We start from the raw sequence: 24,443 nt of genomic DNA, 5'->3' as shown, positions 1-24,443 counted from the left end.
CGCCCGGCCAGTGTAGCCACTGCGGGCACCGGGCTTCATGAACCAGTGCGCGCCGCGGGCGATGTCTTCGCATGACGCCGCCGGGGCGCTGCGGTAGGCTGTTCAGCTCCCACCGCTTCCGCCATTGCCGTGTCCAGCGACCCAGTCAACGCCTCCAGCCCCGTCCCCGCGACCGACCCGGCCGCCTACCAGCCTGCCGCCGTCGAGGCCTCCGCCCAGCAGTTCTGGCGCGATTCGAAGGCCTTCGAGGTCGACGAAACCAGCGACAAGCCCAAGTACTACTGCCTGTCGATGCTGCCGTATCCGTCGGGCGCGCTGCATATGGGACACGTGCGCAACTACACGCTCAGCGACGTCATCAGCCGTTACCAGCGGATGATCGGCAAGAACGTGCTGCAGCCGATGGGCTGGGATGCGTTCGGCCTGCCGGCCGAGAACGCTGCGATCAAGAACGCGACCGCGCCGGCCAAGTGGACCTATGCCAACATCGCGCACATGCGCTCGCAGCTGCAGTCGCTGGGTTATGCGATCGACTGGAGCCGCGAGTTCGCGACCTGCGCGCCGGACTACTACGTGCACGAGCAGCGCATGTTCGTGCGCCTGATGAAGAAGGGCCTGGCCTACCGCCGCAATTCGGTCGTCAACTGGGACCCGGTCGACCAGACCGTGCTGGCCAACGAGCAGGTCATCGACGGCCGCGGCTGGCGTTCCGGCGCGCTGGTCGAGAAGCGCGAGATCCCACAGTGGTTTCTGAAGATCACCGACTACGCGCAGGAACTGCTCGACGGCCTCGATCGCCTGCCGGGCTGGCCGGACTCGGTCAAGACCATGCAGCGCAACTGGATCGGTCGCAGCGAAGGCCTGGAGATCAGCTTCCGCGTCGATGGCGAGGATGTGTCGCCCGATCTCAGGGAGCTTGTCGTGTACACGACGCGTCCCGACACGCTGATGGGCGTGACCTTCATCAGCATCGCCGGCGAGCATCCGCTGGCCTTGAAGGCGGCCGAAGGCAATCCCGAGCTCGCGGCGTTCCTGGCCGACCTGCGGCGCGGCGGCGTGTCCGAGGCCGACCTGGAAACCCAGGAAAAGCGTGGCATGGCCACCGGGCAGTGGGCGATCCATCCGATCACCGGCGAGGACATCCCGGTCTACGTCGCCAACTTCGTGCTGATGGGCTATGGCACCGGCGCGGTCATGGCGGTACCGGCGCACGACCAGCGCGACTGGGAGTTCGCCAAGGCCTACGGCCTGCCGGTGCGCCCGGTCATCGTGCCGCCGGCCGTGCGCGACGCCCTCAACGAAGTCGCCAGCGACGTTTCGCACGACAGCGATCCGTTCCAGGCCGCACTGGCAGGCGGATCGGTCGATGCCTACGACACCTCGCTGGCGGTGGCGGTGGTGAAGGAATATCTGGACGGCCTCGACCAGCGCGCGTACACCGAGCGCGGTTTCCTGATCAATTCCGGCGAGTACAACGGCCTGGATTTCGAGGGCAGCCTGCAGGCGCTGGCCGCGCGCGTCGAAGCCGACAACATCGGTTCGCGCCGGGTCAATTTCCGCCTGCGCGACTGGGGCGTCAGCCGCCAGCGCTACTGGGGCTGCCCGATTCCGGTGATCTACTGTGCCGCTTGCGGCGCGGTGCCGGTGCCCGAGGACCAGTTGCCGGTGCTGCTGCCTGAAGACGTCGAGGAGGCCTTCGCCAACCCCGGCGTCGTGCAGTCGCCGATCAAGTCCGATCCGCAGTGGCGCAAGACCACCTGCCCGCAATGCGGCGGTGCGGCCGAGCGCGAGACCGACACCTTCGATACCTTCATGGAATCGAGCTGGTACACCGCGCGCTACACCTCCCCCGGTGCCGCCGACATGGTCGACGCGCGTGCCGATTACTGGACGCCGGTCGACCAGTACATCGGCGGCATCGAGCACGCGATCCTGCACCTGCTGTATTTCCGCTTCTACCATCGCCTGATGCGCGACGAGGGCCTGGTGCGCAGCGACGAGCCGGTCATCAACCTGCTGACGCAGGGCATGGTCATCGCCGACACCTTCTATCGCGACCTCGACAACGGCGGCAAGGACTGGATCAACCCGGCCGACGTGGACATCGAGCGCGACGACAAGGGCCGCGTCGTCGGCGCGGTCTCCAGGGCAGACGGCCTGCCGGTGAACATCGGCGGCACCGAGAAGATGTCCAAGTCGAAGAACAACGGCGTCGATCCGCGTTCGATGATCGACAAGTTCGGCGCCGATACCGTGCGCCTGTTCTCGATGTTCGCGGCACCACCGGAACTGTCGCTGGAATGGAACGAGGCCGGTGTCGAGGGCATGTCGCGTTTCCTGCGCCGCCTGTGGCTGCAGGTGCAGCGCCACGTCGATGGCGGTGCCGTCGCGGCGCTGGATCCGGGCGTGCTGGACGCCGCGCAGAAGACCCTGCGCCGGCAGTTGCACGAGACCATCCAGAAGGTGGGCGACGACTATGGCCGCCGCCACAGCTTCAACACCGCGATCGCCGCGGTCATGGAGCTGCTGAACCGCGTCGGCAAGTTCGACGATGCCAGCGCCAACGCCCGCGCGCTGCGCCAGGAGATCTTCGAGTCGATCGTGCTGCTGCTCAATCCGATCACCCCGCATGCCAGCCATGCGCTGTGGCAGCTGCTGGGCCATGCGCCGACGCTGCTGGAAGACGTTGCTTTCCCGGCGGTCGACCCGACGGCGCTGCAACGCGATGCGCTGACGCTGGCGGTGCAGGTCAACGGCAAGCTGCGCGGGACCATCGAGGTGGCGGTCGACGCCAGCCGCGAGGCCGTCGAGGCCGCCGCGCTGGCTGAACCGAACGTTCATAAATTCCTGCAGGAGATGAACGTGCGCAAGGTCATCGTGGTGCCGGGCAAGATCGTCAACGTCGTGGCGTCCTGATGGACGCACCGAGGTCGTTCCGCTTGCCCGCCGCCGCTCCCTTCGTCCAGACTGCCCGCATGAAACGATTCCTCGCGATCCTGGCCCTGCTCGCCGTCACCGTGCTCCCGGGTTGCGGCTTCCACCTGCGCAACGCGCTGACGCTGCCGCCGGACCTCGAGGACATCAAGGTCTCGGCCGGCGATCCGTACAGCGCCTTGGCGCGCTCGCTGGAGCGTTCGCTGGAGCATGCAGGCGTCAACGTGCTGACCGGTGACGCGAGTGACGGCGCCTATGCCGCCAGCCTCGACATCCAGTCCGAGCGCTGGGCGTCGACGCCGCTGGCGGTCGACCAGTTCGGCCGCGCGCAGGAGTTCGCGCTGCGCTATGCCGTCGTGTTCCGCCTGCGCGATGCCGACGGCAACGTCATGGTGCCGCAGCAGGCGGTCGAGTTGTCGCGCGATTACGTGTCCACGCCCGACGACGCCACCGGCGTCGACAGCGAGCGCGAACTGCTGACCATCGAGATGCAGCGCGAGATGACCGCCTCGATCCTGCGCCGGATCGACGCCGCCGTGCGCGGCGTGCCGCACTGATCGCCGGCGACAGCGGCGACCGTGCCTGACGTCATCGAAGCTACCGCAGTCATGAACGCCTGCCGATGGAGCTGACCCCGGAGCGCCTGGTCACGCAACTGGCCAACGAGCCGCTGCGGCCTGCGTACCTGATCGCCGGTCCCGAACCGCTGCGCGTGCTCGAGGCGGCCGATGCCGTACGCAGCCGCGCCCGCGAGCTGGGCTTCAGCGAACGCGAGGTCTTCGATGCCGATGGCCGCGATTTCGACTGGAACACGCTCGACGCGACCTTTCGTGCGCCCAGCCTGTTCTCGTCGCTGCGGCTGGTGGAACTGCGCCTGCCGACGACCAAGCCGGGCAAGGAGGGCGCCGAGGTCATCAGCGCGTTCTGCGCCGATCCGCCCAGCGACGTCGTGCTGCTGGTGACGGGCGGCGAATGGAGCCGGCAGCATGGCGGCAAATGGAGCGAGGCCATCGGCCGGATCGGGCATCTGGTGGTCGCCCAGCAGGTGCGCCCCGACCAGTTGCCGGAATGGATCGAAACGCGCCTGCGCAAGCGCGGCGTGCGGGCGGACCGCGATGCGGTACTGCGGCTCGCCGAGCGCGTCGAGGGCAACCTGCTCGCTGCCGCGCAGGAGATCGACAAGCTCGTGCTGCTGGCCGAAGGCACGACCCTGGACCTGGCGCGGATGGACGCGCTGGTCGCCGACGCCGCGCGCTACGACGTCTTCCGCCTGATCGATTCGGCGCTGAATGGCCAGCCGGCCCAGGTCTCGCGGATGCTCGCGGGCCTGCGCGCTGAAGGCGAGGCGGTGTTCGCGCTGATGGGCATGGTGGTCATGGAGCTGCAGCGCATCGCCGCGCTGTCGCTGGTCAATGCCCGTGGCGGCAACCTGGCGGCCGAGTTCAAGGCGCAGCGGGTCTGGGATTCCAAGCAGGCGGTCTATCGGCGCGCGCTGCAGCGGCACCCGCCAACGCGCTGGCAGCGTTTCGTGGTCGAGGCCGGGCGCGTCGACCGCATCGCCAAGGGGCGCGCCGCGGGCGACGCCTGGCAGGTCCTGGAGCGTCTGCTGGTCGCGGTCGCCGAACCCAAGGCGTCGGCGCTGCTGGCGTGAACACCGGGCAGCACAGCGCTCCGGCGACCGGTGCGCAGCCCCCCGGCGTGGACGCGGACGCCCTGCTGGTCTTCTACGGCGGCACCTTCGACCCGATCCACAATGGTCATCTGGCGATCGCGCGCGCGGCGCGCGACACGCTGGGCACGCCGGTGCGCTTGATGCCGGCCGCCGATCCCCCGCACCGCGAGGTGCCCGGCGCGACTGCCGACCAGCGCGTGCGGATGCTGGAACTGGCGGTCGCCGACGAGCCGGGCCTGCGGGTCGATCGCCGCGAGCTTGACCGGGCAGGCCGCAGCTACACCATCGAGACCCTGCACGAACTGCGGCGCCAGTACGGCGCACAGACCCCGGTCGCGCTGCTGATCGGGGCCGACAGCCTGCTCGGACTGCCGGGCTGGCGGCAATGGCAGGAGATGTTCGCGCTGACCCATTTCGTGGTCGCAGAGCGGCCGGGCAATCCGCTCGAGGGCCCCTGGCCGCCCGCGCTGTCGGCGGCCACGGCCGGTCGCTGGACCGACGATCCGGCCCAGCTGCGCGCCGGGCCGGGCGGCCACCTGCTGCGCCTGCACCAGCCGCTGCATCCCGAATCGGCGACCCGGATCCGCCAGCTGCGGGCCGACGGCGGGGACTGGGCGAGCCTGGTCCCCCCGGCGGTCGCGCACTACATCCGGGGCCAGCGGCTGTACCTGGATGGCGGCTGATCAGGCCTGCGTTATCCGGGCTCCGCTATACTCCCCCGCTATCCGAAGAGTGACCCGCACTTGACCAGTTCCGCCCACGTCATCAAGACCCGCCTTCCGAATCCGCCGCCGTCGGCGGAAGCCCTGCTGAAGGTGATCCACACCGCCGTCGGCGACCTGAAGGCCAAGGACGTCACCGAAATCAATGTGCGCGGCAAGACCAGCATCTGCGATTTCATGGTGGTGGCCTCCGGCACGTCCAGCCGGCACGTGAAGTCGATCGCCGACGAAGTGGTCCGCCAGGCCAAGCAGCTCGACTGCCAGCCGCTCGGCGTCGAAGGCGAGCGCGAGGCCGAATGGGTACTGGTCGACCTCGGCGATGTCGTCGTCCACGTCATGCTGCCTCGCGTGCGCGAGTTCTATGCGCTCGAGCGCCTGTGGACCGTCGGCGACCAGCCACCGGAAGATGGCCAGGCCTGATCGCGGTGATGGCTGCGCTGCGGCCGTCGCTGTGTGTGCCACGCCCGGTGCCCACCGATGAAGGCGAGGCTGATCGCGGTCGGTGAACGTCCGCCGGCCTGGGTGGTCCAGGGATTCTCCGAATATCAGAAGCGCCTATCGCACTGGTTGCCGCTTGAACTGATCGAGATCGAACCCGGCCTGCGCGGCAAGGGTCGCGACGCCGCGCGCGCGACCCAGGAGGAAGGTGCGCGCGTGCTGGCCGCGTTGCCACGGCAGGCGCACGTCGTGGTCCTCGATGGCCGCGGGAAACTGCATTCGTCCGAGCAACTCTCGCAGCGCCTGGAACACTGGCGCGGGCAGGGGCGCGACCTTGCGTTCCTGATCGGCGGACCCGAAGGCCACGCCGCCGAGGTCATGGCGCGTGCCGACGAGGCCTGGTCGCTGGGACCCCTGACGCTGCCGCACATGCTGGTGCGCCTGCTGTTGTCGGAGCAGTTGTACCGGGCCGCGGCGATGCTGGCCAACCACCCGTATCACCGCGCTTGATCGATGGGCAACCTGCCTTGCGGCGGGAGTATCCAGACGAGGACAACCTGCCTTGCGGCGGGGACATCCAGATGAGGAAAACCCGCCTTGCGGCGGGCTTTCGTCAAACACCCCGGGGGAGGAGCTTTCAGCCTCGGTCGAGTCTGAAGTCGATCGGCACGATGCCGATCGCCTGCACCGGCACGCCGTCGCGCGTGGCCGGGCGGAACGTCCACTGGCGCAGCACATGGCGCACGGCTTCCTGGTCGAGCACGCGATGTCCGCTGCTGCGGTGCAGGGTCACTTCGATCGGCTTGCCGTCGACGTCGACCAGCACCTTCAGCATCACCGTGCCCTCGAGCCCGCCGCGGATCGCATCGCGCGGATAGCGTGGCGACGAGGCGTTGACGTATTCCAGGCTCATGCCGGTGACCGGGCCGGAGGGGGCGATCGACGGAGCGGCGTCCATCGTCGGTGCCTGCGTGGGCATGTCGACGACGGGCGTGCCCTGGTCGGACAGCACCGGGACGTCGACGACGACCTGCTGCGGGACCACCGCGCGTGGTTGCGGGGCGGCACGCGGCTGCGGCGGGACGATCCTGACCACTTCCGGCGGTACAGGAGGCGGCGTCGGCTTGGGATCGATCCAGCGCAGGTCGGGGGCCTTGTCTTCGAGCGCGGCCGGCGCCGGCATGCGCATCGGCACCAGCAGCAACATCAACAGCAGCACGTTCAACGCGAGCGTGCCGCTGACGCCGATGATGCGATTGAGGTCGAGCTTCACGCCATGCAACAGCACGTGGCCGTGCTGGGTCTGTGCGCGGGAAAGGGAACGCGTGTGTTGCAGCACCATGGCCCACCTCCAGGTTGCCGGAGCACGACTGCTCCGGTACGACGGGAAACGTGCCACCCCGGCAGATGGGGTTGAAACCATGGATCGTCCGCGTGTTGCTGCCTGGATGGCGTCCAACGCTACGACTGCCCGTCAAAAGTGGTCCCTGTGAAGGGTGACCGGCAATGCGTCGCAGACGGACGGTCGGAACCGTGGGATGAAGGGTGCGGCCGCGACCGCGCGAACAGTAGCGCCGTCATGGGTGCGGTCATGGGCTTGTGCCCGGACGGCACAAGGCCCGCATGGCGGGCCTTGTGGAGGTGGCGCGGGTCTCTATGTGACGGCAGCCCCGGACAATCCCCGGGCATCGCCTCCAGGGCGTCAGTCCGGCTTGCGATCAGCATCGGCATCAGGATCGCGTTCCAGGCCCCCGTCCTCGGGGGTCTGGTGGGGACGCTTGCCGCTGTTGCGCGCGTCCTCGCCGCTGGCGGGCTGGCGCTCCCGGTAGCCGGAGTCCTTGCCCGGCTTGCTGGGCTTGCTGTCGTCGCGGTCCGGGGTGCCCATGTCAGCGTCCCAGTTCGAAGACCACGTCGAGGTTCGCGCTCAGCGAGGTCTCGCCGGGCGATACCGGCGGTGCCGCGCGTGCGCCCGAATCCATCGCCATCGCCTTCATCATCATCGGCATCGGCGGCTGGAAGCCACCACCCTCGCTGATGCTGACGATCCGGCGCACCTTCAGGCCGAGCGACTTGGCGTACATCTCCGCACGCTGCTGGGCCTTGGCCAGCGCGGCCTGGCGGGCTTCATCGTAGACCGCCTCGGGCTGGTCGATCTCGAAGCTCGGGCCGTTGACCTGGTTGGCGCCACTGGCGACCAGGGCGTCGAGCACCTTGCCCAGGTGGCCGATGTTGCGGACCTTGATGTTGACGTTGTTGCTGGCCTGGTAGCCGGTGATCACCGGAGGCTGGTTCTCGGTGTAGCGGTACTGCGGCTGGATGTTGATGCCCGAGGTCTGGATGTCCTTCTCGGCAACGCCCGACGCCTTGATCGTCGCGACGACCTTGGTCATCTGTTCGGAGTTCAGGCGCAGCGCGGTGTTGGCGTCGGCCGCCTGGGTCACCACGCCGGTGGAGAGCGTCGCGATGTCCGGCACGCGGCTGGCGTCGGCACTGGCCGAGACCGACAGCAGGGTGCCGTCCTGTGCGGTGGCGGAAAGGGCGGGGGTCTGCGCGCAGGCGGTCATCGAGACGGTACTCAGGGCAAGGGCGGTCGCCACCATCAGCGGGTGGACGCGGGTCAGCGGACGAAGGCGGAAAAAGGTCATCTGGTCACTCCTGTGGATACCCAATACGATGGGCGTATCCCAGTGAACGGCCGGTGAGCCTGAATGGGGTTGATGACGCTTCGGCGCCAGTGTTGGCGGGGCGCGGGTTATCCTTGCGGGATGCTGCATCTTGCTTCCAAATCGCCGCGTCGGCGTGAACTGTTGTCGCGCCTTGGCGTGCGGTTTGGCATCGTCGATGTCGACGTTCCCGAGGTGCGCGCGTCCGGCGAGCCGGCCGAGGCCTACGTCAGGCGCGTCGCCCGCGAGAAGGCCGGTGCCGGCCTGCTGCAGGTCGTCGCCGTGCCCGGCGCGGTGGTGCTGGGTTCGGACACCGAAGTGGTGCTCGACGACGAGGTGTTCGGCAAGCCGGTCGACGATGCCGATGCCGCGCGCATGCTGCAGCGGCTGTCCGGCCGCACGCACCAGGTGATCACCGTGGTCAGCTTGGTGTCGGCCGGTCGCGAGGCGCAGGCGGTGTCGCGTTCGCAGGTGACGTTCGCGGCGCTGTCGCCGGCGCAGGTCGCCGCCTACGTGGCGAGTGGCGAGCCGCGCGACCGTGCCGGTGGCTATGCGATCCAGGGGGGCGCCGAACGCTTCGTCACGCATCTGGCGGGCAGCTATTCGGGCGTCATGGGCTTGCCGCTGTTCGAGACCGCGAGCCTGCTGGCCGACTTCGGGATCGCGCTCGACGCCGACCCGTCCACGCCCGGGACGCGCGCGTGATCGCGACGTGGGGCGCGAGCCGCTCGAATGGACGCGCAAGGCCCGAGCGGTTCCATGAGGTCGCGCCGTGCGCCGCCTCGATGTTTCTTTCTTCCGATTCGGAGTAACGCAGGTCATGTCGGAGGAAATCCTGGTCAATGTCACCCCACGGGAAACCCGTGTCGCGGTGATCGAAAACGGCATGCTCCAGGAGCTGCATATCGAACGCGGCTGGCGTCGCGGTGTGGTCGGCAACATCTACAAGGGCAAGGTGCAGCGGGTCATGCCGGGCATGCAGGCCGCCTTTGTCGAGATCGGCCTGGATCGCACCGCGTTCCTGCATGCCAACGACGTCATGCGCTCGATGTCGGCAGCCGACCTCGGCGAGCCTGCCCTGTCGGAACCGCAGCCCGCGCTTCCGGTCACCGAGCTGCTGCGCGATGGCCAGGAAGTCGTCGTGCAGGTGGTCAAGGATCCGATCGGCAGCAAGGGCGCGCGCCTGACCACGCAGATCAGCATTCCGTCGCGCTACCTGGTGCTGTTGCCGCAGTCGCGCGTGATCGGCGTGTCGGCGCGGATCGAGGATGAGGCCGAGCGCGCCCGCCTGAAGGGGCTGGTCGCCGAACTGACGCCGCCCGGTGCCCACCACGGCTACATCGTGCGAACCAATGCCGAAGGCCAGTCCGCCGAAGCGCTGGCCGAGGACGTGGCCTACCTGCAGCGCGCCTGGTCGCTGATCGAGCACCGCGTCGCCGGGACCAGCGTCGGCAGCTGCCTGTACGAGGACCTGACGCTGCCGATGCGTGCGGTGCGCGACCTGATCCGCCGCGACGTCGACAAGGTCAAGGTGGATTCGCGCGAGACCTTCGAGCGCCTGCGCACGTTCGCCGCGCAGTACATGCCTTCGCTGGTGGCCGGCGGCGACCAGGGCCTGGTCGACAAGCTCGAGCACTATTCCGGGGCGCGCCCGATCTTCGACATGTATGGCGTCGAGGATGAGATCCAGCGTGCGCTGGACAAGTCGGTGCCGCTGAAGTCCGGCGGCTACCTGGTCATCGACCAGACCGAGGCGATGACTACGGTCGACGTCAACACCGGTTCGTTCGTGGGCCAGCGCAATCTCGAGGAGACCGTCTACCGCACCAACCTGGAGGCTGCGCAGGCGGTGGCCCGGCAGCTGCGGCTGCGCAATCTGGGCGGCATCATCATCATCGACTTCATCGACATGACCGACGACGAGCACCGTCGCCAGGTCCTGCGGACGCTGGAGAAGTCGCTGGCCAAGGACCACGCCAAGACCACCGTCTACGATTTCTCGCCGCTGGGCCTGGTCGAGATGACGCGCAAGCGCACCGTCGAGAGCCTGGAGCGGCAACTGAGCGAGGAGTGCCACGAATGCGGTGGCCGCGGCATGCTGAAGACCGCCGAAACCGTGACCTACGAGATCTTCCGCGAGATCGTGCGTGCGGTGCGCCAGTTCGAGGCCGAGCGTCTGCTGGTGATCGCATCGCCGAAGGTCGTGACCCGGATCACCGACGAGGAGTCCCCGGCGGTGGCGGAGCTCGAGGAATTCCTCGGCAAGTCGATCCGTTTCCAGGCCGACGAGCAATACCTGCAGGAGCAGTTCGATGTCGTGCTGCTCTAGCCGCCGCAATGGCGACGGCGCCGTGCCGGATGCGTCGCGGGCGCGCGGCTGCGCGCGTCCCGCCCCTCCGCCATGAGCTCGCTGCGCAGGCGTCTGCGGCTGGCGCGGCGTGGCCTGGGCTACGCGGTGGCGGTGGTGCTGGTGCTGATGGCGCTCGGCGCCGGGTTGATGAGCCAGTTGCTGCCGCTCGCCGAGCGCCATCCCGATCGCATAGCGGCCTGGCTCAGCGAGCGGGCCGGGCGCGGCATCGCGTTCGATGAACTGCAGACGTCCTGGACGCGACGCGGCCCGCTGCTGCAGGTCGAGGGCCTGCGCATCGGTGACGGCCCGGACGCCGTGCTGGTCGGCAGTGCCGAGATCCTGGTGGCCCAGTACGCTGGCCTGTTGCCCGGGCGTTCGTTCACCGAGCTGCGCCTGCGCGGCGTCGAGCTGACGCTGGAGCGCAGCGCGAACGGCATCTGGAGTGTGCGTGGATTGCCGGGCCAGGCGCAGGCCGGTGGCGATCCGATGTCGTCACTGGAAGGCCTGGGCGAATTGCAGGTCATCGATGGCAGCCTCGGTATCCACGCGCCGTCGCTGGGCATCGATACGGTCATCCCGAGCATCGACGTCCGCGTGCAGGTCAGCGGCAACCGCATGCGCGTCGCCGCGCGTGCGCGGATGCGCAGCGACGCCGCGCCGGTGCAGGCATCGTTCGACCTCGACCGCACGCAGGGATCGGGCAAGGCCTATGCGATCGCGCGCGACGCGGATCTGTCCGCATGGTCGGGCCTGCTGCAGGCGGGCGGCATCGTCGCCAATGCCGGACGCGGGCGCGGCCAGGCCTGGGTGGAGCTGCGCGGGAACAAGGTCGTCTCGGTGACCACCGATGTCGTGGTCGACGGGCTGTCGTTGCGCGGCGATCCGCTGCATGCCGGCGAAGCGGCCACCTCGGCCGGCTTCGAACGGCTGACGATGAAGGCACGCTGGCGCAGTGACGGCACGCAGTGGCGGATCGACGCACCGACGCTGCGGCTGGGCATGGCGGCGCAGCCGCAATCGCTGGACGGTCTGGCGCTTGCCGGCGGCCGCCAGTACGGGCTGCGCGCGGACCGCATCGACGCCGGCCCGCTGGTGGCGGCGTTGTCGCTGAGCAATCGCCTGCCGGCATCGCTGCGTCAATGGCTGGCCACGTCGAAGCCGGCCGCCGTGCTGCATGACATCCGCGTTTCGGCGCCGTCCGGGCCAGGCAGTTGGCGCGGATCGAGCCGGATCGAAGGCCTGGGTTTTGCCGCGATTGCGAACCGTCCCGGCCTGCAGGGCCTGGCCGGCGCATTGTCGATGGATGCGCAGGGGCTGGCCTTCGCTCTCGACCCCGCGGCCAAGGTCGTCGTCGACTGGCCGCCGGCGTTCGATGCGCCGCACCCCATCCAGCTGCGTGGCGAACTGGCCGCGTGGCGCGATGGCGAGGGCATGCGGCTGGAAACCTCTGCACTGCACGTGGAGGGCATCGGCTATGCCGTGGATGTGCGCGGTGGCTTGGGCTTCCAGGCCGACGGCTCGCGTCCGGTGCTCGACCTGGCGGCGGCGGTCGCGCCGGCGAAAGTCACGCTCGCCAAGCGGTTCTGGATCCGTCACCAGATGCCGGAGTCGGCAGTGCGCTGGCTCGATGGCGCGCTGATTGCCGGCGAAGTCCGCAATGGGCGTGCGGTGATCTCCGGCGATCTCGACGACTGGCCGTTCAGCGCGCTCGATGGCAAGGCGTCGCGGGGTCTGTTCCAGGCCGATGGCGATCTTGTCGATGTCGGCGTCAAGTTCCAACCCGACTGGCCGGCGATGGAACGCATCAACGGGCACGTCAGTTTTGTCGGCGACGGATTCTCGCTGCAGGGCACGGCGACGATGGCCGGGATCGATGTCGGCAGTATCGAGGCCAGCCTGCCGCACTACAAACAGGCCAATCTTGCGGTCCGGGCGCAGGCGAACACCGACGCCGCCAAGCTGCTCGCGCTGCTGAAGCAGAGTCCGCTGCAGCACGAGCATGCCGAAACGCTGGAGGCGCTGAAGGCCAGTGGCCCGGCGGCGACCCGGTTCGCGCTGGCGCTTGCCCTGCACGCGCATGGCGCGCCGCAGATCGATGGCAGCGTGTCGCTGGGTGGCGCGCAGCTTTCCGAATCGCGCTGGGACCTGGCCTTCAGCGATGTCCATGGCGAGGCCCGCTACGACCAGCACGGGTTCGATGCGGAAGGTTTGCGCGTGCATCGCGACGGTCAGCCTGGCCTGCTCAGCCTGCGTGCCGGCGAAGGCCATGTGCGCGATCGCCTGCATGCCTTCGAGGCCGACCTGGACATGTCGCTGTCGGCGACCGACCTGCTGGCGCGTGCGCCGGACCTGGGCTGGCTGGTCCCGCAGGTGCGTGGACGTTCGCCGTGGACGATAGGCGTCTCGATCCCGAAGGGCGCCACGCCCGATGCCACGGCGCAGAATGCGACGCCGCGGAAAGTCGCGACGCAGAAGGGGACGGCGGGCGGGGTGGCGCCGACCATGCTGCGGCTGCATTCCAATCTGGTCGGGACGTCGCTGGCGCTGCCGCAACCGCTGCGCAAGCCGGCAGCGGAAGCCTTGTCGACGACGATCGAAACCCCGCTGCCGCTGGGCAGTGGCGACATCACCGTGGCGTTCGCCGATCGCCTGGCATTGCGTGCGCGGACCGTCGGCGAGCGCACGGGCGTCCGCGTGCAACTGGGCAGCCGACAGGTCGTGCAGGCACCGCCCGCGAGCGGGCTGGTCATCGGTGGCCGTACCCCGGAGCTGGACGCGATCGACTGGAGCGCGTTGGGCGGGGATGGCGACGGCGATGGTCTGGCGTTGCGCAGCATCGACGTGCAGGCCGAGCGGTTCCGGTTGTTCGGCAGCGATTTCGCCAACACCCGCATCAGCGGGTCTGAAGAACAGGGCGTGCTGAAGCTGGCGCTGGAAGGCGCGACGCTGGCGGGCAGCGTGCAGGTACCGAACGATCGCCGCGCGGCGATTGTCGCCCGCCTGCAACGACTGTACTGGCCGGCACCCAGGCCGGGCGAGAAAGCGGCGGCACTGCCGGCCCCTGCCGCTCCGCAAGCGACAGCCCAGGCATCGGCATCCGCCGAAAACGACACCCTCCATCCCGCGTCGCTGCCGCCGCTGCACATCGACGTCGACGACCTGCGCCTGGGCGAACTGCAACTGGGCAAGGCGGCGCTGTACACCCAGCGCATCGCCAACGGCATCGGCATCGAGCGCATGCAGATGCGAGCGCCAGGCCAGCAGGTGGATGTGCGCGGCGAGTGGGTCGGGCGCGGCGACAGTGCGCGCACGCGCCTGGATGTCGATGTCGACAGCGGCGACTTCGGCCGTGTGCTGTTGGGCATGGGGCTGGGGCAGCGCATCAATGGCGGCGAAGGCAGCCTGCGCTTCAGCGCCCGTTGGCCCGGCAGTCCGATCGCGTTCGCGCCCGGCGCGCTGGAAGGCACGCTGTCGGTGCAGATCCGCGATGGCCAGCTGGCGGAGGTCGAACCCGGTGCCGGGCGCGTGCTCGGCCTGCTCAGCGTCGCCGAGCTGCCGCGACGGCTGATGCTCGATTTCCGCGATTTCTTCGCCAAGGGATTCACCTTCAACCGCATCGGCGGCAACATCCGCATCGGCGACGGCATCGCCAGCAGCGACGACATGGCGATCAGCGGCCCGGCCGCCGATATCCGCATCCGCGGACGTGCCGACCTGCGGGCGCAGACGCACGACCAGACGATCGAAGTGCTGCCCAAGGCCGGCAACCTGCTGACCGCGGTCGGCGCGATCGCCGCGGGACCGGTGGGCGCGGCCGTCGGCGCGGTCGCCAACGCCGTGCTCAAGCGTCCGCTGGGTGAAATGACCGCCAAGACCTATCGGGTCAGCGGCCCCTGGCAGGATCCCAAGGTCGACGTGATCCCGCATGCCGGCATCGGACCGCATGCCAAGGACGCGAGCGTCGTGCCGCCGGCGGTCGATCCACCGGCCGGCCCGTGACGGGACGGCCCTTGTGAATGCCCGGCCCTTGAACGGCCGGCCTGTAAGCAGGCGCGTGCCTGCTTCCTTTGCCGCTTGCGGCTTGCCATTTCGGGCCCAGCCCCCACACTCGATACCATGACCCAGAACACCACGCCGCTGGCGGTTGCGACAAGCCGCCTGTTGATGCCTGCCGGCCTCGACAACCTCCACCTCGATCGCATGTTCGGCAGCCTGCTCGGGCCGGGGATCGATTTCGGCGACCTGTATTTCCAGCATGCCCGTCGCGAGAGCTGGACGGTCGAGGACGGCATCGTCAAGGACGGTGCGCACTCGATCGAGCAGGGCGTGGGTGTGCGCGCAATCAGCGGCGAGAAGACCGGCTTCGCCTATTCCGACGACATCAACGGCGAGGCATTGCTGACCGCCGTGCAGTCGGCGCGTGCGATCGCGCGCGATGGCGCCGCGCATGCGCCGCTGGCGTTGCGCAGCGGGCACGCGCTGTCGTCGCGCTCGCTGTATCCCGCGCTCGATCCGATCGATGCGATGGGCAACGAGGCCAAAGTCGAGGCGCTGCGCAGGATCGACCGCATGCTGCGCGCCGCCGATCCGCGCGTGCAGCAGGTCATGGTCAGCCTGTCCGGCGGCGTCGACACGATCCTGATCGCGCGCAGTGATGGCGTGCTGGCCGGCGACGTGCGACCGCTGGTGCGCATGAACATCCAGGTCATCGTCGAACAGGGCGGCCGCCGCGAATCCGGCTATGCCGGTTTTGGCGGCCGCTACAACTATGCCGAACTGCTGGACGACGGCCGTCCGGAATCATTCGCGCGCGAGGCCTTGCGGCAGGCGCTGGTCAACCTGGAGGCGATCGATGCGCCGGCCGGATCGATGCCGGTCGTGCTCGGCGCGGGCTGGCCCGGCGTGCTGCTGCACGAAGCCGTGGGCCACGGACTGGAAGGCGATTTCAACCGCAAGGGCACCTCGACCTATGCCGGCCGCATCGGCCAGCGCGTGGCCTCGCCCGGGGTGACGATCGTCGACGACGGCACCCTGGCCGGGCGGCGCGGTTCGCTGAACATCGACGACGAAGGCACGCCGACGCAGTGCACGACGCTGATCGAGGATGGCGTGCTGGTGGGCTACATGCAGGACACGCTGAACGCGCGCCTGATGGGCGTCGCGCCGACCGGCAACGGCCGTCGCGAATCGTTCGCGCACCTGGTGATGCCGCGGATGACCAATACCTACATGCTGGCCGGCAAGCACGATCCCGAAGAGATGATCCGCTCGGTCAAGAAGGGCCTGTACGCGGTCAACTTCGGTGGCGGCCAGGTCGACATCACCAGCGGCAAGTACGTGTTCTCGGCAACCGAGGCCTACCTGATCGAGGACGGCAAGGTCACCGCGCCGGTCAAGGGCGCGACGCTGATCGGCAATGGTCCCGAGACCATGCAGCGGGTCAGCATGGTCGGCCACGACATGGCGCTCGACGATGGCGTCGGCATCTGTGGCAAGGACGGGCAGAGCGTACCGGTCGGCGTGGGCCAGCCGTCGCTGCTGATCGACCAGGTCACCGTTGGCGGGACGCGCGCCTGAAGGCGGCGTAGCGATGGCAAGGCTGATGCAGCGCGGCGCGGGTGGGCATGCTCCAAGCAAGTCTGCTCCGGGCAGGCAGGCTCTGGGCTGGGATGTCCAGAACAGGCACGCGCCGGATGGACATGCTGCAGAGGGAGCCTGGAGACAGCACCGACGGCGCAGACGGTTGCATCCGCACCGTCGCGCTGCGCTACTCGGCGTCTTCCACGAACGCGTCGTCGTCCTGCGATTGCGACATCAGTTCGCGCAGTTCGCGGAACAGTTCGCGGAACGCGTGCGGCGGCTTGTTGCGCTTGCGCTCCTCGATCACGTTGCGCGTCAACTGGCGCAGGTGCTGGCGGTTGGCGCGCGGATAGTCGGTCAGCAGCTCGGCCAGCGCCGCGTCGCCGTCGTCGAGCAGGCGCTCGCGCCAGCGTTCGATCCGGTGCACCAGCGCGGTCTCCTGGCGAGCGGCCTGGCCGCCGGCATCGAGCGCGTCGCGGATCGCGTCCAGGACTTCGTCCTCCTCGCGGCGCATCTGCTTGGCCAGCCACGCAAGCTGGCGCTTGCGCGCGATATGCGAGGTGATCCTGCGGGTTTCCAGGATGTGCGGCAGCAGGTGCTCGGGAATCGGCAGCTTCGACAGCTGCGCGTCGCCCAGGCTGGACAGCTGTTCGCCCAGCGCCAGGACCCCCAGCGCCTCGCGCCGCTGCTGGCTGCGGCTCGCGCCGAGGAATTCTCCGGTCTCTTCGTCTTTGCCTCTCATTGCAACAGGATAATCCATTGAACGCTGTCGTTCCGGTTTCCGCCCCCGACGTCGACGATTCCGTCGACCGCCTGCAGCGCCTGTCCGGCCTCTCGGAGCGCCTGCTGGCGCATTGCCGGGCGCAGGGCGCCACCCAGGCCGAGGTCTCGTGTTCCGAGGAGCGCGGCCTCAACGTCAACGTCCGCATGGGCGCGGTCGATACCGTGGAATCGACCCGCGACCGCGGCATCGGCGTCACCGTCTACTTCGGCAAGCGCAAGGGCAGCGCCAGCACCGCGGACCTGCGCGAGGACAGCCTGCGCGCCACCGTCGAGCAGGCCTGCGCGATCGCACGCTTCACCGAGGACGATGCCGCGTCGGGACTGGCCGACGCCGAGCTGATGGCCACTCCCGGTGCCGATGGCTGGCCGGACTTCGACGACTGGCACCCTTGGGCGCTGTCGGCCGACCAGGCCGTCGATCTTGCCTTGGCCTGCGAACAGGCCGGGCGCGACGCCGACCGCCGGATCAGCAATACCGACGGTGCCTCGGTCGGGACCGGGGAGTCGCTGAGCGTCTATGCGAATTCGCATGGCTTCGTCGGCGCCGAACGCGCGACCCACCACAGCCTCGGATGCGCGCTGATCGCCGGCGAGGGCGACGACATGCAGCGCGATGGCTGGTACAGCTTCAGCCTGTCGGCGCTGGACCTGGCATCGCCGGGCGATGTCGGTCGTAAGGCTGCCGAGCGCACGCTGGCCAGGCTCGACCCGCGCCCGATCGCGACCGGCAGCTATCCGGTGCTGTTCGCCGCCGAGGTGGCACGTTCGCTGATCGGTCACCTGCTGGGCGCGGTTTCGGGCGGCTCGCTGTACCGCCGCGCGAGTTTCCTGCTCGACAGTGCCGGCACCCAGGTGTTCCCGTCGTGGTTCTCGATCCAGGAGCGTCCGTTCCTGCCGCGCGGGCTGCGTTCGGCGGCCTACGACGCCGAAGGCGTGGCGACGCGCGAATCGGCCCTGGTCGAGGGCGGCGTGCTGCAGCGCTACATCCTCGGCAGCTATTCGGCGCGCAAGCTCGGCCTGCAGAGCACCGGCAATGCCGGCGGCGTGCACAACCTCGAGGTGGCCGCCAATGCCGGCGATCTGCAGGCGATGGTGCGCGGGCTCGGCCGTGGCCTGCTGGTCACCGAACTGATGGGCCAGGGCGTCAACGGCATTACCGGCGACTACTCACGCGGTGCCGGCGGCTTCTGGGTCGAGAACGGCGAGATCGTGCATGCCGTGGATGGCATCACGATTGCAGGCAACCTCAAGCAGATGTTCGCCGGCATCGAGGCGGTCGGCAGCGATATCGATCCGCGTTCGCATATCCGTACCGGTTCGATCCTGCTCGGGGCGATGACGGTCGCCGGCAGCGACTGACCTCCAGCGACTGACCTCCAGTGGCCGGCCCGCCGTCGTGCTGACGGCCTGGGGAAGGGCCATCGTCGACCCCGCCAGCGAGAGGGCCCTGCCAGCGGGTGGGGCCGACCCGGCGAAGGCCTTGCCGGGCGCCGCCGGCGCCGGCGACAGGCGTCATCGTTGTGCTGCGTGCTTGGTGTAATGTGCGCTGGCGGCGGTATCGACCGCCCGTCCATTCGCCTCCGGGGAGCTCGGCATGACCGATTTCAATGACACCATTCCGCCGCCTGTCAGCGACGGCGTCCCACCTGCCGACCAGCGGCAGTGGGCGATGATCGCCCACCTGTCGTCCCTGGTCGGTGCGGTCGTCACCGCCGGCTGGGCCGGCAGCATCGGCTGCTTCCTCGGTCCGCTGATCATCTGGCTGGTCAAGAAGGACACCATGCCCTTCGTCGACGACCAGGCCAAGGAAGCGCTGAACTTCAACATCACGCTGGCCGGCGTGTTCCTGATCCTGTTCATGGCCGGCGTGCTGACGTTGTTCATCGGCTTCATCGTGATCCTGCCGATCATGTTCATCATCGGCATTGCCGCACTGGTCTTCATCGTCATCGCCGCGATCAAGGCCAACGAAGGCGTGGCTTACCGCTACCCGTTCACGATCCGCCTGATCAAGTAAGCATCGTCACGCACGCTTCGCGTGCAGGCAGCCGGCGGTTTCCGTTCGCGGGATCGCCGGCGGCTGGCGGTGACCTGCGCGGGTAGGCCATCGGTTGGGTTGAGTTGTGCGCGCCAGCGGTCATATTGGTCCTGCAACCGGAGCGTTTCCGGCAGGAGACTTCGCATGCAGACCTCACAGACAACCCCCGCCACGATCGTGTCCGACGCGTCCGCGTCCGAACGCCAATGGGCGGCGCTGACGCACCTGGGCGCGCTGCTGCTGGCCTTGATGACCAGCTGGATCTCGGGCTTTGCCGGTATGTTGGTCGCAGGCGCCGTCTACCTGCTCAAGCGCGACGATTCGGCGTTCATCGCCGGACATGCGCGTGAAGCGCTCAACTTCAACATCAGCATGTTCCTGTACACCTGCGGCGTGTTCGCGGCCGGCTTCCTGCTGCTGGGCGCCACCGTGCTGACGCTGGGCATCGGCGTGATCGTCACCGCTCCGCTCGGCCTGATGCTGTTGCTGCTGGTGTTCGCGATCGCGGTGATGTGGCTGGTCTGCAGCATCGTTGCCACGGTCAAGGCCTGGAACGGCGAAAGCTACCGTTACCCGTTCACGATCCGCCTGGTCTAGGAACCTGCTCACGATCTTGCTGCGCTCGCGACAGATCGTGAACAGGGTTCTGAGTCCACCCGGCCGCCTGCGCCAGCGCGGCGCACGGGGGCGCTTGCGTCAGTGGTCGCGTTCGATGACCCGGCGCGCCAATGCGCGCAGTCCGTGCGCGTCCGCGAACGTATCGCCGGCCAGCGCGTCGTGCATGCGCCCGGACAGTTCGGCCAGTCGTGCACGCGAGTCTTCGATGCCGATCAGCGCGGGGAACGTCGCCTTGTCCTGCGCGACGTCCTTGCCCGCGGTCTTGCCGAGCGTGGCGCTGTCGCCTTCGACGTCGAGCAGGTCGTCGCGGATCTGGAACGCCAGGCCCAGCGCGTCGGCGAACACATCCAGCCGCACGCGCTGCGCGCTGTCGGCCTGCGCCGCGATCGCACCCAGACGCACCGCTGCACGCAGCAGCGCGCCGGTCTTCATCGCATGCAGGCGTTCGAGTTCAGGCAGCGACGTCGTATCGGAGCGTCCGGTCGCCACGATGTCGAGCGATTGCCCGCCACACATGCCCAGCGCGCCAGACGCGCGCGCCAGTTCCTGCAGCATGTCGACGCGGATCTGCGCCGGATGCGAGGCCTGCGCGAGGACATCGAAAGCCAGCGTCTGCAGGGCGTCGCCGGCGAGGATCGCGATCGCCTCGCCATGCGCGATGTGGACGGTCGGCTGGCCGCGACGCAGTGCGTCGTCATCCATCGCCGGCAGGTCGTCGTGCACCAGCGAATAGGCGTGGATCAGTTCGACCGCGCAGGCCGGCGCGAGCGTGGCATCGATCGCGCCACCGCAGGCATGCCCGGTCGCGTGCACCAGCAGCGGACGCATGCGCTTGCCGCCCAGCAGTACCGCGTGGCGCATCGCCGCCAGCAGCTTGGGTTCGGTGGATGAGAGTCCGTCGAGCGCCGCGGCCAGCGCGCTATCGCTGGCGACGCGCCATTGCGACAACCCGCCGTCCGTCGCGTCCGCCTGGACGGACTCAGCGCTCGCTGTCATCGGAACCGCCGGCCGCCGGGAACGGCACCGCCTTCGCCGGGGCATCGGGGTCGCTGAGCAGGCGGACGCGCAACTCGGCCTGTTCCAGCGCCTGCTGGCAGCGACGGTACAGGCCGACGCCGCGTTCGTAGGCGGCCAGCGAGTCTTCCAGGCTCATGTCGCCGTGCTCCATCTTGTCGACCAGTTGTTCGAGCTGGTCCAGCGAGCTTTCGAAATCGGCGACGGGCGAGGCTTCGGCGGTGGGCTTCTTGACCATGCGTCAAGTGTAAGCCCGTGCCGTCGGACTGGCGAGGGAGGGCGGCGTTGCCGGCCTGTTGTCAGCGGGTGGGCGGAGCTGCATCGACGCGCGTCGTGCGCTGCCATGACAACCGTGCCTCGTGGCGGAGCAGCCAGGCGGCGAAGGTACCCGACAGCACCTGGTCGCCGGCGGCCAGCAACGTGCCATCGGGTGAAGACAGCAACGGCAGGCCTTCGCGCGTCCACGGTGCGATGCCGGCGTCCTGCAGCACGTGCTTGAGCGCGTGAGAGTGGTGCCGGCCGGCAAGCGTGATCCGTTCACCGCCCTGGCGCGCATGCACGATGAAGCCGGTGCCTGGTGGCAGCGGGCGGGCCGATGTCAACGACAGCGTGTCGCCGGTCGGCAGTGTCAATGGCCTGGATGGCGTCCACGCGACCCGGAACTCCACCGGCAACGACGGTCGCAGGCCATCGGCATGCAGCCAGCCACGCCAGCGCCGGATGCAGGCATGGCGCCAGGCGAAGCGTGCATCGTCGCCGGGGGCGTCGACCAGCAGGTCGGAGGCGATCCGGCGCAGGCCCTGTGCCGGTAATGGAGGCAGTCCCAGCGTTGCGATCCACAGGCGAAGCAGGCGGGCGCTCCGGGCGGCAGGCAGCCGGCCCAGGAACGCGACCTCGAGCCGGTGCGGATCGCCATCGCAGGCGTCCGCCAGCAAGCGGACGTCGTCATGCGCCAGCAGTGCCGCGGTCTCGGCCTGCAAGGCCGCGGCACGGGCGAAGGCGGCGTCGGCCTGCGGCCAGCGTTGCCGCAGCAGGGGCAGCACCTGATGGCGCAGGAAGTTGCGGTCGAGGTCGTCGCGTACGTTGCCGGGGTCCTCGATCCACTGCAGGTCGCGCGCCTGCGCATAGGCCAGCAGGGCGCTGCGTGGGAGCGCCAGCAGAGGGCGCCACAACCAGCCGGGTGGGTACGCCCGCAGCGGACGCATCGCGGCCAGCCCGTCGACGCCGGAGGCCCGCAAGGCGCGCAGCAGGAAGGTCTCGGCCTGGTCGTCGCGATGGTGGGCCAGGGTCAGGATGTCGCCGGCACCGAGTGCGGCGGCGAAGGCGGTATGCCGGGCCGCACGTGCGGCGCCTTCGAGGCCCAGCCCGCTGTCGGTGTCGACCCGCACGCGGACGACATCGAGCGCGACGCCGAGCGCCGCACAGGTCGCCTGGCAGTGCGCGGCCCAGGCGTCAGCGTCGGCATGCAGGCCGTGATGCACGTGCAGCGCACGCAGCCCGCGCGCAGGGGCTGTACCGGCAGCAACGGCGACGGGAGCGACGGCACGGGCAAGGCGATGCAGCAGCACGGTGGAATCCAGTCCACCGCTGAAGCCGACCACCAGACTGCCGGCCCCGGGCGCGGGAGGCAGCGCGATGTCGGTGTTCGCAGGGTCGTGCGCGGGGGGCATCGCGGGCGTCATCGCGACATGGTGCCATGCGCTGCAATGCAGTGATCCGGTGGCGTCGTCGCGGACCCCGCCGCTGCGGCCTACAGTCGTCCATTGTCCTGCCTGCCTGGAGCCTGCCGATGTCCGTGCTGTTCTCACCGTTGCGCCAGCGCGGACTGACGTTCGCCAACCGCATCGCGGTGTCGCCGATGTGCGAGTACGCGGCGCGCGACGGGCTACCCGACCACTGGCACCTGGTCCACCTGGGCAGTCGCGCCGTCGGCGGTGCCGGCATTGTCTTCACCGAAGCCACCGCCGTGCTGCCGGAGGGGCGGATCTCGCCCGAGGACACCGGCCTGTGGAACCAGGCGCAGGTGGAGGCATGGGCGCCGATCGCGGCCTTCATCCGCAAACACGGCGCGGTGCCGGGGACCCAGTTGGCGCATGCCGGCCGTAAGGCCAGCACGTACGCGCCGTGGCTGGGCCATGGCGGGGTGCCGGAAGCGGCCGGTGGCTGGCAGGTGGTCGCCCCTTCGGCACTGGCCTACGACGTGACCTATCCGCAGCCGCAGGCGCTCGATGCCGAGGGCATCGCCGGCATCACGCGTGCGTTCCGCGAGGCTGCGGTACGCGCGCTCGAGGCGGGCTTTGAACTCGTCGAGATCCACGCCGCGCACGGTTACCTGTTGCACCAGTTCCTGTCGCCGTTGTCGAACCTGCGCCGCGATGGCTATGGCGGCAGTTTCGATGGCCGCGTGCGGCTGGTGCTGGAGGTCATCGATGCGGTGCGCGAGGTCTGGCCCGAATCGCTGCCGCTGTGGCTGCGGATCTCGGCGACCGACTGGGTCGACGGTGGCTGGTCGGTCGACGACAGCGTCGCGCTGTCCAGGCTCGCCGCGGCGCGCGGCGTCGATCTGGTCGACACGTCGAGTGGTGGCCTGTCCAAGGAACAGAAGATCGCGGTCGGGCCGGGCTACCAGGTGCCGTTCGCCGCGCGCATCCGTGCCGAGTCCGGCGTTGCCACGGGCGCGGTCGGCCTGATCACGACACCGGAACAGGCCGAGCGCATCGTGGCCGGAGGCGATGCGGACATCGTGCTGCTGGCGCGTGAATTCCTGCGCGATCCGTATTTCCCGCGGCGCGCGGCGCAGGCCCTGGGCGCGCAGATCACGACGCCGTTGCAGTACCAGCGCGCCTGGTAGGCGCGGAGGAGGTCCGGATGACCTCGTGGGTGCCGAGCGGCGTCAGCCGAGCTCGCGCCTGGCGATATCGATCCACTCGCGCTGTTCGCGGCGGTAGTAGTCGGGCAGCGTCTGCAGGCGTTGCAGGATGTCCTGGAAAACCGCGCGCGCGGCGGCATCGTCGCCTTCGCTCTTCAGCAGCAGGCCATAGCGCGCACGCGCTTCTTCGCCGGGGAAGCGCGTGACCAGCTCGGCGTACTCCTCGCGGGCGCGCCCGGTTTCGCCGCTGGCGGCCAGTGCGCGCGCGTAAAGCAGGTGCGCGTCGTAGGAGTGGAACCCCGGGTTGGCGGCAATCAGCGACTCGATGGTCCGGCTGGCCTGTGCAGTCTCCCCGAGTGCGAACTGCGCCCGGGCCAGGCCGATCAACAGGTGCGGATCATTGGCATAGAGTCCGCGCAGCGCGGACCGGTAGGTGTCGGCGGCTTTCTGGTAATCGCCGGCGGCCAGGCATTGCTCGGCCAGCTTGCGGCGGTTGTCCTGCGAGTCCGACATCGCCAGTTGCGCGTCGGCTTCGCGCCGGCCGCGTTCGGGATCGATCTGGTCCTTGAGGTTGTGCACCACGCGCCGCGCGCCGCGGCTGTTCTGCATGTCCGGCAGCACCACGGCGACCAGGTAGATCAGGACCGCGATGTAGGAACCGATCAGCAGGATGAACAGCCAGTACATCGGCCGGCCGGTGCGTACCACGTGCACGGCGCAGCCGACCTGGAGGATGATCGATAGCAGCAGGATCGGGCTCAT

General features: G+C 69.2%; 22 protein-coding genes. 14 read left to right on the top strand and 8 right to left on the bottom strand.

What is annotated here, in order from left to right:
• Nucleotides 1-129: 129 nt before the first annotated feature.
• From leuS to rlmH, 6 genes are all read left to right on the top strand, one after another.
• Nucleotides 130-2,916 (top strand): leucine--tRNA ligase, encoded by a 2,787-nt coding sequence (gene leuS, locus ACYX7E_RS05835; protein WP_462079632.1) that lies wholly within the window; start codon nt 130-132, stop codon nt 2,914-2,916.
• A gap of 59 nt (nt 2,917-2,975) precedes the next feature.
• Nucleotides 2,976-3,491 carry an LPS-assembly lipoprotein LptE gene (locus ACYX7E_RS05830; protein ID WP_462079631.1) on the top strand — a complete coding sequence of 172 codons (516 nt, stop codon included), beginning with the start codon at nt 2,976-2,978 and terminating at the stop codon, nt 3,489-3,491.
• 65 nt (nt 3,492-3,556) lie between these two features.
• On the top strand, nt 3,557-4,585 hold the full coding sequence (gene holA, locus ACYX7E_RS05825; RefSeq protein WP_462079630.1) for a DNA polymerase III subunit delta: 1,029 nt from the start codon (nt 3,557-3,559) through the stop codon (nt 4,583-4,585).
• A gap of 47 nt (nt 4,586-4,632) precedes the next feature.
• Nucleotides 4,633-5,289 (top strand): nicotinate-nucleotide adenylyltransferase, encoded by a 657-nt coding sequence (gene nadD, locus ACYX7E_RS05820; protein ID WP_462079864.1) that lies wholly within the window; start codon nt 4,633-4,635, stop codon nt 5,287-5,289.
• A gap of 60 nt (nt 5,290-5,349) precedes the next feature.
• Entirely contained in the window at nt 5,350-5,748 is a 399-nt protein-coding gene (rsfS, locus tag ACYX7E_RS05815) for a ribosome silencing factor (protein WP_462079629.1), read from the top strand.
• Nucleotides 5,749-5,805: 57 nt separating this feature from the next.
• Nucleotides 5,806-6,276, top strand: coding sequence for a 23S rRNA (pseudouridine(1915)-N(3))-methyltransferase RlmH (rlmH, locus tag ACYX7E_RS05810; RefSeq protein WP_462079628.1), 471 nt, complete (start codon nt 5,806-5,808; stop codon nt 6,274-6,276).
• 127 nt (nt 6,277-6,403) lie between these two features.
• Here the strand turns inward: rlmH and ACYX7E_RS05805 are convergent, their stop codons facing one another.
• The 3 genes from ACYX7E_RS05805 to ACYX7E_RS05795 form a co-directional block, all read right to left on the bottom strand.
• Nucleotides 6,404-7,108 carry an energy transducer TonB gene (locus ACYX7E_RS05805; protein WP_462079627.1) on the bottom strand — a complete coding sequence of 235 codons (705 nt, stop codon included), beginning with the start codon at nt 7,106-7,108 and terminating at the stop codon, nt 6,404-6,406.
• A gap of 360 nt (nt 7,109-7,468) precedes the next feature.
• Complete coding sequence (locus ACYX7E_RS05800) at nt 7,469-7,651, bottom strand: hypothetical protein (RefSeq protein ID WP_462079626.1); 183 nt, start codon at nt 7,649-7,651, stop codon at nt 7,469-7,471.
• Nucleotide 7,652: 1 nt separating this feature from the next.
• Complete coding sequence (locus ACYX7E_RS05795; RefSeq protein ID WP_462079625.1) at nt 7,653-8,411, bottom strand: SIMPL domain-containing protein; 759 nt, start codon at nt 8,409-8,411, stop codon at nt 7,653-7,655.
• A gap of 120 nt (nt 8,412-8,531) precedes the next feature.
• On the opposite strand from ACYX7E_RS05795, the gene ACYX7E_RS05790 reads away from it, so the two are divergent.
• From ACYX7E_RS05790 to tldD, 4 genes are all read left to right on the top strand, one after another.
• Nucleotides 8,532-9,134 (top strand): Maf family protein, encoded by a 603-nt coding sequence (locus ACYX7E_RS05790; RefSeq protein ID WP_462079624.1) that lies wholly within the window; start codon nt 8,532-8,534, stop codon nt 9,132-9,134.
• Between the two features lie 115 nt (nt 9,135-9,249).
• Nucleotides 9,250-10,758: a ribonuclease G gene (gene rng / locus ACYX7E_RS05785; protein ID WP_462079623.1), complete on the top strand. Its 1,509-nt coding sequence runs from the start codon at nt 9,250-9,252 to the stop codon at nt 10,756-10,758.
• Between the two features lie 72 nt (nt 10,759-10,830).
• Nucleotides 10,831-14,778 (top strand): YhdP family protein, encoded by a 3,948-nt coding sequence (locus ACYX7E_RS05780; protein ID WP_462079622.1) that lies wholly within the window; start codon nt 10,831-10,833, stop codon nt 14,776-14,778.
• A gap of 117 nt (nt 14,779-14,895) precedes the next feature.
• The gene (gene tldD, locus ACYX7E_RS05775; protein ID WP_462079621.1) at nt 14,896-16,356 is read left to right on the top strand and encodes a metalloprotease TldD; all 1,461 of its coding nucleotides are present in this window, start codon (nt 14,896-14,898) and stop codon (nt 16,354-16,356) included.
• 190 nt (nt 16,357-16,546) lie between these two features.
• Here the strand turns inward: tldD and yjgA are convergent, their stop codons facing one another.
• A complete protein-coding gene (yjgA, locus tag ACYX7E_RS05770; RefSeq protein WP_462079620.1) occupies nt 16,547-17,101 on the bottom strand; it encodes a ribosome biogenesis factor YjgA in 555 nt (184 codons plus the stop codon).
• 17 nt (nt 17,102-17,118) lie between these two features.
• On the opposite strand from yjgA, the gene pmbA reads away from it, so the two are divergent.
• The 3 genes from pmbA (at nt 17,119) to ACYX7E_RS05755 (ending at nt 19,777) form a co-directional block, all read left to right on the top strand.
• Complete coding sequence (gene pmbA / locus ACYX7E_RS05765; RefSeq protein ID WP_462079619.1) at nt 17,119-18,501, top strand: metalloprotease PmbA; 1,383 nt, start codon at nt 17,119-17,121, stop codon at nt 18,499-18,501.
• A gap of 235 nt (nt 18,502-18,736) precedes the next feature.
• On the top strand, nt 18,737-19,159 hold the full coding sequence (locus tag ACYX7E_RS05760) for a DUF4870 domain-containing protein (RefSeq protein ID WP_462079618.1): 423 nt from the start codon (nt 18,737-18,739) through the stop codon (nt 19,157-19,159).
• A 165-nt stretch (nt 19,160-19,324) separates the two neighbouring features.
• Entirely contained in the window at nt 19,325-19,777 is a 453-nt protein-coding gene (locus tag ACYX7E_RS05755; RefSeq protein WP_462079617.1) for a DUF4870 domain-containing protein, read from the top strand.
• 99 nt (nt 19,778-19,876) lie between these two features.
• Here the strand turns inward: ACYX7E_RS05755 and ACYX7E_RS05750 are convergent, their stop codons facing one another.
• From ACYX7E_RS05750 to tilS, 3 genes are all read right to left on the bottom strand, one after another.
• Complete coding sequence (locus tag ACYX7E_RS05750; RefSeq protein ID WP_462079616.1) at nt 19,877-20,794, bottom strand: polyprenyl synthetase family protein; 918 nt, start codon at nt 20,792-20,794, stop codon at nt 19,877-19,879.
• Nucleotides 20,778-21,050 carry an exodeoxyribonuclease VII small subunit gene (locus ACYX7E_RS05745; RefSeq protein ID WP_462079615.1) on the bottom strand — a complete coding sequence of 91 codons (273 nt, stop codon included), beginning with the start codon at nt 21,048-21,050 and terminating at the stop codon, nt 20,778-20,780. Before ACYX7E_RS05745 ends, ACYX7E_RS05750 begins: the two co-directional genes overlap by 17 nt.
• Nucleotides 21,051-21,111: 61 nt before the next feature.
• Nucleotides 21,112-22,482, bottom strand: a complete 1,371-nt coding sequence (gene tilS / locus ACYX7E_RS05740; RefSeq protein WP_462079614.1) for a tRNA lysidine(34) synthetase TilS — start codon at nt 22,480-22,482, stop codon at nt 21,112-21,114.
• 119 nt (nt 22,483-22,601) lie between these two features.
• Here tilS and ACYX7E_RS05735 point away from each other — a divergent pair, with 119 nt between their 5' ends.
• Nucleotides 22,602-23,663 (top strand): NADH:flavin oxidoreductase/NADH oxidase, encoded by a 1,062-nt coding sequence (locus tag ACYX7E_RS05735; RefSeq protein WP_462079613.1) that lies wholly within the window; start codon nt 22,602-22,604, stop codon nt 23,661-23,663.
• A 42-nt stretch (nt 23,664-23,705) separates the two neighbouring features.
• Here ACYX7E_RS05735 and ACYX7E_RS05730 read toward each other — a convergent pair whose 3' ends face one another.
• Nucleotides 23,706-24,443: a tetratricopeptide repeat protein gene (locus ACYX7E_RS05730; protein WP_462079612.1), complete on the bottom strand. Its 738-nt coding sequence runs from the start codon at nt 24,441-24,443 to the stop codon at nt 23,706-23,708.

It is taken from the genome of Luteimonas sp. RIT-PG2_3 (genome assembly GCF_054902115.1).
The sequence above is the reverse complement of the archived record's forward strand: the minus strand, read 5'-3'. Positions and strand labels throughout refer to the sequence as shown.